The sequence below is a fragment of the Aeromicrobium sp. genome, from assembly GCF_049586495.1.
Classification (GTDB): domain Bacteria; phylum Actinomycetota; class Actinomycetes; order Propionibacteriales; family Nocardioidaceae; genus Aeromicrobium.
Genome location: NZ_JBAVCB010000167.1, coordinates 1 through 10,024, shown reverse-complemented (window position 1 = coordinate 10,024; position 10,024 = coordinate 1). Strand labels below are relative to the sequence as shown.

Sequence of the window (10,024 nt, the reverse complement as noted above, 5' to 3'; positions counted from 1 at the left end):
ACCCCGTCGGAGCTGATGCGTCCGGAGATCCTCGACGAGATGGAAGGCGGCCGGGGGGCGCTCGTGCGCGAGGCCCTGGCCCACCTGGGCTGCCTACCGGCATGAGTCTCGAGGTCCGGGATGCTGGGCCAGAGGATCTAGCCCACGTCGGGATGAAGAAGCGGCTGTGACGTCGGCGCACCCGACCCGCACACCCGATCGGTGGGTCATGCTCGCGGTGTCAATGTGGGCGCAGGTGGCTGGCACGGTCTTCGTCAGTGCGGGTCCGTTCCTCATTCCCTACCTGCACCTCCAGCGCGGGCTGAGCCTGTTCGAGGCGGGACTGGTGTCCTCCGCGCCGCTGGTCGGCATGATGTTCACGCTGATCGCGTGGGGTCTGGTCGTCGACCGGATCGGCGAGCGCACCTCCATGACGCTCGGGCAGGCGCTGGTGACGATGGCTGCAGCAGCCGCCGCATCGACCAACTCGATCCCGGTGCTGGCCGTGTTCCTGTTCCTCGGCGGCGCCGCCGGTGGCAGCACCAGCTCAGCCAGTGGTCGCGTCGTCATCGGATGGTTCCCGCCGGCACGACGCGGCTTCGCCATGGGCATCCGGCAGACCGCCCAGCCCATCGGCGTCGGCCTCGCGGCCCTGCTGATCCCGAATCTGGTCGAGGGTCGCGGCCTGGCCCCGGCCTTCGTCGCCGTCGCCGTTCTCTGCGGGACCTCGGCGGCCCTGGTGTGGTGGCTGGTCGTTGATCCGCCGCGCCCCGATCGCGCGGCGGCGGAGTCGGTCGTGCACCTGGCGAACCCATATCGCAACGACGACCGCCTGTGGCGTATCCATGTCGCCTCGATGCTGCTGGTGATCCCGCAGTTCACGGTCTGGACCTACATGCTCGTGTGGCTGATCGACGAGCGCGGGTGGTCGACGTTCTCGGCCAGCGCGCTGGTGGGCGGCACCCAGGTGCTGGGGTCGGCCGGTCGCATTGCTGCGGGCGCGTGGTCAGACCACGTCGGCAGTCGACTTGGGCCGATGCGGCTCGTCGCCGTGGCCGCCGCCGCCACCATGCTGGCGCTCGGCGTTCTGGAGGGCACCGTGCTGGCGGTGACCTTGATGGTCGTGGCCACCGTCGTGACGGTGGCCGACAACGGACTGGCCTTCACCTCGGTGGCCGAGATCAGCGGGCCATTCTGGTCCGGCCGGGCGCTCGGCACCCAGAACACCGGTCAATTCCTGACCTCCGCAGCGGTCCCACCCGCCGTCGGCGCCGTCGTGACTGAAGCCGGGTATGGCTGGGCCTTCGCCGCGGTCGCGGTGTTCCCGCTGGCAGCGATCGGACTCGTCCCGGTGCGCGGCGAGACCACGCACCCGCGAAACTGATGCCGGTTTGGGTCCCCTAACCGCTCCTGCGTCGTCCCGAACGATTAGTGTCAGGCCTACTGTCAGGGTCCGTCTGCACCGGAAAAGAGGCCTCCATGCAGGTCGTCGCGATTGTCCTTTCCCTCCTCGTCACCGTCGTGGCACTGCCGCTGCTCGTCGTGGCGGTGCGCACCATGGTCAAGGTCATGCGGATGGGCCAGCCCATCGTGGGTCGCCGCGACAACCCGGCCCGACGCACCGTCAACATGTTCATCGAGACGTTCGGGCACACCCGGATGTTCCAGCGTCGCTGGGTCGGCCTCATGCACTGGTTCGTCTACCTGGCGTTCATCATCCTCAGCACCGCCGTGCTGCAGGCGTACTTCCAGCTCTTCGATGCCGAGTTCGTGTGGCCGCTGATTGGCCACTTCTACCCATACGAGTGGACCGCGGAGGCCCTCGGCCTGCTCAGCACGATAGGCATCGTCTACCTGATCGCCGTGCGCCAACGCAATCACCCACGACGCCTTGGTCGTGACAGCCGCTTCTTTGGATCCACGTTCTGGCAGGCCTACTTCGTCGAGGCCATGGCGATGCTCGAGGGAGCGGCAATCCTGTTCGTCCGCGGCGCCGAGTACCGGTTCATCGAGGCGACCGGCGGCGAGAACGGCGGCCGCAGTCACTTCCCTATCTCCTCGTACCTCGGCGACGCCCTGTACGGCTCGGCCGGCGAGGAAGGCCTGACGAACATCATCTACTTCGTCGCCCTGTTCAAGATCGTGCTCGCGATGGTGTGGCTGGCGGTCATCTCCCGCAACCTGACCATGGGCATCGCCTGGCACCGCTTCATCGCGTGGCCGAACATCTGGTTCAAGCGCCGCAGCGACGGCGGCACCGCTCTGGGCGGGCTCCTGCCGATCCACATCGACGGCAAACCGCTGACCGTGGAGTCGATGGAGGACCTTGAGGAAGAGGACTTCGAGAAGCTTGGGGTCGGCAAGGTCGAGGACTTCACCTGGAAGGGCATCCTCGATTTTTCCACCTGCACCGAGTGCGGCCGCTGCCAGAGCCAGTGCCCCGCGTGGAACACCGAGAAGCCCCTGTCGCCCAAGCTGCTGGTGATGGGTCTGCGCGATCACGCCTACGAGAAGGCGGCACTGCTGGAGATCCCCGAGGATCAACGCACCGAGGAGCAGGTCAAGGAGCTGGAGCGTCCGCTGATCGGTGACGAGGCCGCCTACGGCGTGATCGATCCCGAGGTCCTGTGGTCGTGCACGAACTGTGGCGCCTGCGTGCAGCAGTGCCCCGTCGACATCGAGCACGTCGACCACATCGAAGACATGCGCCGGTTCCAGGTGCTGGTCGAGTCGAACTTCCCGTCCGAGCTGAACAACATCTTCAAAGGACTCGAGCGCAAGGGAAACCCGTGGGGCATGGACCCCAAGACCCGCATGGACTGGGCCAAGGACCTGGACTTCGAGGTCAAGCAGGTCGGTGTCGACGTCGAGTCGCTCGACGAGGTCGACTGGCTGTTCTGGGTCGGCTGCGCGGGCGCGTTCGAGGATCGCGCCAAGAAGACCACCCAGGCGGTAGCCGAGCTCCTGGACACCGCAGGCGTCTCCTTCGCCGTGCTGGGCGATGGGGAGACCTGCACCGGCGACCCCGCCCGACGGGCTGGCAATGAGATCGTCTTCATGCAGCTGGCGATGGAGAACGCCGAGGTCTTCAAGGAGACCAAGGTCAAGAAGGTCGTGTCCACCTGCGCCCACTGCTTCAACACGCTCAAGAACGAGTACGCCGAGTTCGGCGTCGAGCTCGAGGTCGTGCACCACACGCAGCTGCTGAACCGCTTGGTGCGCGAGGGCAAGCTCAAGCCTGTGGCTCCGGCCGAGGGTGCCGCCAGCAAGAAGATCACCTACCACGACCCGTGCTTCCTGGGCCGTCACAACCAGGTCTACGAGCCCCCTCGCGAGCTGCTGCAGGTCATCCCCGGAGCAGAATTCACCGAGATGCCGCGCAACTCCGAGACCTCGTTCTGCTGCGGCGCCGGCGGGGCGCGCATGTGGATGGAGGAGAACCTCGGTTCACGCATCAACGTCAACCGGACCGAGGAGGCGATCGCGACCGGCGCCGACCAGATCGCGGTCGGCTGTCCGTTCTGCCGCGTCATGCTGTCGGACGGTCTGGCCCTCAAGCAGAGCGAGGGCGAGGCCCGCGAGGAGGTCGAGGTGCTCGACGTGGCCCAGATGCTGCTGGCCTCGATCAAGCGCACGGATGCTCCAGCTCAGGACGACACGGCGACCACGGACGCTGCCCTTGCCGGTGCTGCGACGGCGAAGGCGACCGAGGCGGAGCCAGATGCCGAGGACAAGGCAGACCCCGACTCGATCTCTGCGACCGAAGATGTCGGCGAAGCCGCCGAGGCCCACACCGAGGGTGAGGAGACCTCCGGCGACACACCGGACGACGCCGAGGCCGCGGCCGCGCACGACGTCGAGGTGGACGCCAAAGGTGCAGCGGATCCGGTGACGACCGAGCCGGAGGCGACCACAAACACCGAGCCGGAGGCAACCCCAGAGGACACCGAGGAGCCAGCCGACGATCGCGACGCCAGCGACAAGGAAGAGGCTGCCTGGGCCAATGTCGGTCCGGTGGCCACCGATGCCGCATCGGCCGATGACGAGGTCACCGACGTCCCCGACGAGTCCGAGCCTGAGCGGGTCGAGGCAGGCGCCGATGAGGACGCCGTGGAAGCCACGGCTGAGGCGTCAGCCGAGGGCGACGTCGACGATCGTGATGCCAGCGACAAGGAGGAGGCTGCCTGGGCCAATGTCGGTCCGGTGGCCACCGATGCCGCCGAACCCTCCAGCGGACCCGAGCCCGGCGACACCGACGACCCCGAGACCGAGTCGGTGCCTGAGGAGTTCGATGACCAGCCGGAGGTTCCGGCGACCAAGGATCCCGACGGCGCACCAGCCGAAGAGGTCACCGACGTCCCGGACGAGTCCGAGCCCGTCGAGCAGGATGCGCGCGAGGAGGAGGCCGGTGCTGCCGGAGCCACGGCGAAGATCGTGGCGGTCGAGGACGCGCCCACCGTGGAGCCGGCGGAGGACATTGCCGCACTGAGCGACGCGAACCCGAGCGGCGGAGACCTGAGCGACACGGCCACCGACATCGTGCCGGACGACGACACGTCACCGGACGACTCCAAGGTCTGATCACCGTGACCCGCTTCGACACGATCGTGGTGGGTGGTGGCGTCTCAGGCTTGACCGCAGCTCGGCTGCTGGCGATCGCAGGGCAGCGGGTGGTCGTTCTCGAGGCCCGTGATCGGGTCGGCGGGCGGGTCTGGACAGATCGCGAGTCCGGCCGCGCGATCGACCGCGGCGCCTCGTGGATCCACGGCATCAGCGAGAACCCGCTTGCCGACGCCGTGCGGGCGTTCTGCATGCCCGCTGTCGAGTTCACAATGGGGAGCTACCAGCCGGACGGCCGGCCGATCGCGTACTACGACGCTGACGGGATGCGGCTCGACGCCGACGCAGCGGCCACGTTCAGCACAGACATCCGGACGGCCGACGTCGCACTTGCCAGCACGGTGGAGCGATCACGCCCGGGCACCTCTTTCGGCGAGGCGATCGAGGAAACGCTCGGCACCCTGGGCTGGTCCGATGACCGGGCCGAGCGAGTGCGCGAGTTCCTGCGCCATCGGTCCGAGGAGCAGTACGGGGTCATTGCCGACCTGCTCGACGCCCATGGTCTCGACGACGACTCCGTCGACGGTGACGAGGTCGTCTTCCCGGAAGGCTTTGACGCACTGCCCACCCACCTGGCCCACGGCCTCGACATCCGTCTCAGCCACGTCGTGCGGCAGGTGCGATGGAACACTGGCGGAGTCGAGATCGTCACGGACCATGGTGAATTCCACGCCGATCAAGCTGTCGTGACCGTTCCGGTCGGAGTGCTGAAATCCGGTGAGCTGGGCTTCGACCCACCCCTTCCGGCGACGCACGCGCAGGCGCTCGCCGGATTGCGGATGAACGCATTCGAGAAGATCTTCCTCAGCTTCTCGAGCGCCTTCTGGGACGAGGACGTCTACGCCATTCGCCAGCAGGGGCCGGCTGGCCTGTGGTGGCACTCCTGGTACGACCTCACCCGTGTGCACGGGGTGCCCACGTTGCTCACCTTTGCTGCCGGACCCAGCGCCGAGGCGACGCGGGGGTGGACCGATGAGCAGATCGTCGCGTCGGTGCTCGACGCCCTGCGGGGTATCTACGGTCAGCGGGTCGAGGAACCCGTCCAGACGCTGGTCACCCGCTGGCAGGACGACCCGTTCAGCCTCGGTTCGTACGCCTACATGGCGGTCGGATCCTCGCCCGACGATCACGATCTGCTCGCCAGGCCTGTCGGTGGTGTGCTGCATCTGGCGGGTGAGACGACCTGGACCGACGACCCGGCGACGGTGACCGCGGCGTTCCGCTCCGGACACCGCGCGGCCGAGAACGTCCTGCGGCAGCCGGTGCCGATCAGCGGAGCCTGGTGACCCAGAGCCCGCGGTGTCCCTGCCTGACGGGGCTGACGTACGACGCCTGCTGCGGTTTACTGCACTCTGGCGAGGCGCGGGCGTCGACCGCCGAGCAGCTGATGCGGTCGAGGTACAGCGCTTTCGCCCTCAGCGACACCGCCTATCTGCTCAGAACGTGGCACCACAGCACGCGCCCAGTCCAGCTCGAGCTGGACCAGAGCGTCAGGTGGTACCGACTCGATGTGCTGGCCACCGACGCCGGCACACCGTTCGACACCACCGGCACGGTTGAGTTCGAGGCGTTCCGCAAGGGGCCCCGTGGCAGCGGCACCCAGCACGAGGTCAGCAGGTTCGTCCGCGAGGACCGAAACTGGTTCTATCTCGACGGTCATCGCTGATCAGGATCAAATCTCGCGTGACCTGAGCCACGTAACGGCGTTGTTACTTCTGGGTAGGGCGATCGCCGCCCCATACATCAGGAGCACCATGCGCGTTCGTCGTCTTGCATCCACTGTCGCCGCCTCGGCCCTGGCCGCCACCGGGCTGGCTGGTTTGACCGCGACCAGCGCGTTCGCTGACGAGTCGTTCACCGTGACCCCGCTGCACTTCAAGGTGGCCGTTGGACCGAACGACGACACCGAGTGCGACATCGTGGGCGACCTGTACCTCCCGAAGTCCGCAACCACCAAGAAGACCGTGCCGGCGATCCTGACCACCAATGGCTTCGGCGGCTCCAAGAACGACCAGGCTGGCGTCGGCCGAGCTTTCTCCGAGCGCGGCTACGCCGTGCTGAGCTACTCGGGCCTGGGCTTTGGCGGGTCAGACTGCAAGATCACGCTCGACGACCCCGACTTCGACGGCAAGGCGGCCAGCCAGCTGGTCTCCTACCTGGGTGGAAGCAACGGAATCGCGTTCCTGGACGATGCGCACACCCAGCCGGCACCGCCCCTGACCGTGGTGACCCGTGATCGCAAGGACAACGCCGGGCGAAAGACGGCACACGACCCTCGCGTGGGCATGATCGGCGGCTCCTACGGCGGCCAGGTGCAGTACGCGGCAGCGTCGGTCGACAAGCGGATCGACACCATCATCCCGCTGATCACCTGGACCGATCTCTCGTACTCGTTGGTGCCCAACAACACCTCGCAGACCACCGGCGTGTCCACCTCGACTCCCGGTGCGTCGAAGTCCACCTGGGCGCTGGGATTCTCCGGCCTCGGCTTGCTCAACGGCGTGCAGAACGCTCCGACCGACCCGACGCGCGTGATCGGTTGCCCCAACTTCGCGACATTCGTGTGCCCGTCGTTGGCGTACTCCGGAGCGACCGGAACCGCTGATGCAGCAACGACCGCCGCCCTGCGCCACGCCTCGCTCAGCAGCTACATGAAGAAGGTCACCATTCCAACCCTGATCATGCAGGGTCAGTCCGACACGCTGTTCAACCTCAACGAGGGCATCGCGGCGTACCAGGGCCTCAAGAAGCAGAAGACCCCCGTCAAGATGGTGTGGTTCAACGGCGGACACTCCGGCCCGAACGCACCCGGTGAGATCGACTTCTCCAACCTGAACACCACGACCCAGCATCTGGCCAAGCGCGTGTCGGACTGGTTCGACCACTATCTGATGAAGTCGACCACGGCGAGCACCGGACCGGAGTTCACCTACTTCCGCAACTGGGTGGCGTACACCGGCAACGCCAAGCCTGCGTACGCGGAGTCGACGTCGTTCCCGGTCGGCACCAAGGACACGTTCACGCTCTCCGGGAACGGCGCCCTGACCCCGGATGCAGGTCCCGTGACGCCCGGATCGGTCCAGTTCACCACCCCCCCGGCAGGCGCTCCCACGTCCTCCGACCGGTTCGACGTCGTGGGCAATCCCGCGTCGCTGCCGGAGAAGGATGCACCCGGCACCTTCGCCGAGTGGAGCACCCCGACGTTGAGCAAGCCCATCGACGTGGTCGGCCAGCCTGTCCTGGACCTGAAGGTCTCGGCACCCACGGCCGCGATCACCCAGCTCGCCGATCCCGGGAAGCTGGTGCTGTTCGTCAAGATCGCCGACGTCGCACCTGATGGATCGATCAAGATCATCCGCAATCTGGTCGCCCCGGTACGTGTGCCAGATGCTTCGCAGCCGTTCAAGGTCACGATGCCGGCGTTCGCTCACCGCTTCGCCACGGGCCACCAGATCAAGCTGATCGTGGCCGGCGGATCGACCAACTACCGCGGCGGCCTGACCCCGACGCCGGTGACGATCGAGCTGGGGAGCCTCAACCAGAAGCTGACCCTGCCGACCCTGTGACGACCGGGTGAGCATGACTCAGTAGTCGCGGCAGGCTCCACCGCCGAGCGCGGCGAGACCTGCGCGATCGCCAGGACCCCAGTCCGTGACGTCTGGCTGGGCCTCGGGCTGCATCAGCTCACCCTCGGCGTCGACGTGATCGAGACCGACGAGGTGACCCAGCTCGTGCAGCACGACGGCCCGCGCTGCTGCATACCCGGACCGTTGCCGCACCAACCGCCCCAGCTGAGGCCCGTCCAACGTCACCGCACCAGTGTCGAACCACTGGCTGCCCCGGGTGGACACACTTCCGGCGACGCCCGCCACGGCACCCTCGAGCGCATCGGACTCCTCGGGATCGCTCCATGCGACCAGCACGGGGCCCCGCGATCCCGGCGAGCTTCCGCGCCGAGGCGACGGAGCATCGTCGGTGTATCCGTCGTTCACGAAGGTCAGTCCCGTGGCAGCCGCCACCGAGTCGAGGGCCTCGGACAGCATGCGGTCCGCACCCTCGACGGCGGTTCGCTCATTGACCACCACGTGAATGGGCGCACACGGGTCGTATCGGACGGGACGACCCTTCACGGTGCTCACGAATTCGTGAGGCCCGGAGACCGTGACGACCGGCGGCGCAGAGAGCGGTTGGGAACGCGCATCCACCGGCCGACCCGTGACCCCCTCGATCCGCGCCTCGATCGCCGGTGCCGCCGAGAGACCCACCATCAGCAGCACGATGGCCGCGATCGAGAGCTTGGCGCGTCGACCCAGCGAGGACATGGAGCCATTGTCGGGCACCGTGCCAACTGACCGGCCGGACGGACTCGCTAGTTTGAAGGCGTGCCTGCGCTCGATGCGACGCCCGGATCAGCGGCATGGCGGCATGACCGGCGGCGACAGCTGTTCAAGGTCGCTAGCCGTGCTCGGCGAGACGTCGGTTTCGGCTGGCTCGACGACACAGGTCACGACGACCCGAGCCGCGGTCTCACGCTGTGGATCAACGCCCGCATGACATATGTGTTCTCCATCGCGGCACTTCTGGACACCCCGGGCGCCGCCGACCTCGCGGCGCACGGAGTCACGGCACTGCGCACGGTGCTGCACGACGACGAGCACGGCGGCTGGTTCGACGCGATCCAGCCCGACGGCACCATCGCCGACGACGGCAAGCGGTGCTACGGACACGCCTTCGTGCTGCTCACAGGGGCGACGGCCACGTCCGCAGGAATTCTCCGAGCGCCCGACCTGCTCGCCGAGGCCCAGGAGGTGCACGCCGCACGCTTCTGGGACGCCAAGGCCGGGCGGTGCGTCGAGGAGCGGTCGCGCGACTGGTCGTCCGTCGACGACTACCGGGGCGCCAACTCCAACATGCACACCGTGGAGGCCTACCTGTTCACGGCAGATGTCACCGGCGAAACCATCTGGCGGGAACGAGCCGAGGCCATCTGCGAGCGGATCATCGGAACCACGGCCCGTGAGCAGGGCTGGCGCATCCCCGAGCACTTCGACTCGGACTGGAACCCGGTGCTCGACCTCAACGGAGACCGGCCAAACGACCCCTTTCGACCATTCGGCGCGACGCCGGGCCATGCCTTCGAGTGGGCTCGGCTGATGGTCCAGCTCGATGCCGCTCTGGACGACACCGGTTCCTGGCGTCTTGATGCCGCCGAGCACCTGTTCGCTCGGGCCACCGCCGATGCGGTCGACGACGACATGCCGTTGCTCCCCTACACGACCGACTGGGAGGGCGGACCCGTCGTGCGCGAGCGATTCCACTGGGTGATGGCCGAGGCGGTGCAGTCGGCCGAGGTGTTGGCTGCCGCCACGGGTGGCGCTGTCTACGCCGGGCTCGTCGAGCGTTGGTGGTCCGAGATCGCCGAGCA

7 protein-coding genes are annotated in these 10,024 nt (G+C 67.5%); 6 read left to right on the top strand and 1 reads right to left on the bottom strand.

What is annotated here, in order from left to right; genetic code table 11:
* Positions 1–166: 166 nt before the first annotated feature.
* From WB508_RS08910 to WB508_RS08890, 5 genes are all read left to right on the top strand, one after another.
* Positions 167–1,363 carry an MFS transporter gene (locus WB508_RS08910; protein ID WP_423844531.1) on the top strand — a complete coding sequence of 399 codons (1,197 nt, stop codon included), beginning with the start codon at positions 167–169 and terminating at the stop codon, positions 1,361–1,363.
* A 95-nt stretch (positions 1,364–1,458) separates the two neighbouring features.
* Positions 1,459–4,560: a heterodisulfide reductase-related iron-sulfur binding cluster gene (locus WB508_RS08905; protein WP_423844530.1), complete on the top strand. Its 3,102-nt coding sequence runs from the start codon at positions 1,459–1,461 to the stop codon at positions 4,558–4,560.
* 5 nt (positions 4,561–4,565) lie between these two features.
* Entirely contained in the window at positions 4,566–5,885 is a 1,320-nt protein-coding gene (locus WB508_RS08900) for a flavin monoamine oxidase family protein (protein WP_423844529.1), read from the top strand.
* Positions 5,882–6,265 (top strand): YchJ family protein, encoded by a 384-nt coding sequence (locus WB508_RS08895; RefSeq protein WP_423844528.1) that lies wholly within the window; start codon positions 5,882–5,884, stop codon positions 6,263–6,265. The genes WB508_RS08900 and WB508_RS08895 overlap by 4 nt, the downstream gene beginning before the upstream one ends.
* Before the next feature lie 88 nt (positions 6,266–6,353).
* Entirely contained in the window at positions 6,354–8,165 is a 1,812-nt protein-coding gene (locus WB508_RS08890) for a CocE/NonD family hydrolase (protein ID WP_423844527.1), read from the top strand.
* A gap of 18 nt (positions 8,166–8,183) precedes the next feature.
* On the opposite strand, the gene WB508_RS08885 is transcribed toward WB508_RS08890, so the two are convergent.
* A complete protein-coding gene (locus WB508_RS08885) occupies positions 8,184–8,921 on the bottom strand; it encodes a matrixin family metalloprotease (protein ID WP_423844526.1) in 738 nt (245 codons plus the stop codon).
* Between the two features lie 60 nt (positions 8,922–8,981).
* Between WB508_RS08885 and WB508_RS08880 the strand changes: the two genes are divergently transcribed.
* Positions 8,982–10,024: AGE family epimerase/isomerase (locus tag WB508_RS08880; RefSeq protein ID WP_423844525.1), on the top strand; the 1,043-nt coding region annotated here is incomplete at its 3' end.

Excerpts from the sequence above, each read along its gene's own strand:
- WB508_RS08885 (WP_423844526.1), bottom strand. The coding sequence starts at position 8,921 with ATGTCCTCGCTGGGTCGACGCGCCAAGCTCTCGATCGCGGCCATCGTG.
- WB508_RS08905 (WP_423844530.1), top strand. The coding sequence starts at position 1,459 with ATGCAGGTCGTCGCGATTGTCCTTTCCCTCCTCGTCACCGTCGTGGCA.
- WB508_RS08890 (WP_423844527.1), top strand. The coding sequence starts at position 6,354 with ATGCGCGTTCGTCGTCTTGCATCCACTGTCGCCGCCTCGGCCCTGGCC.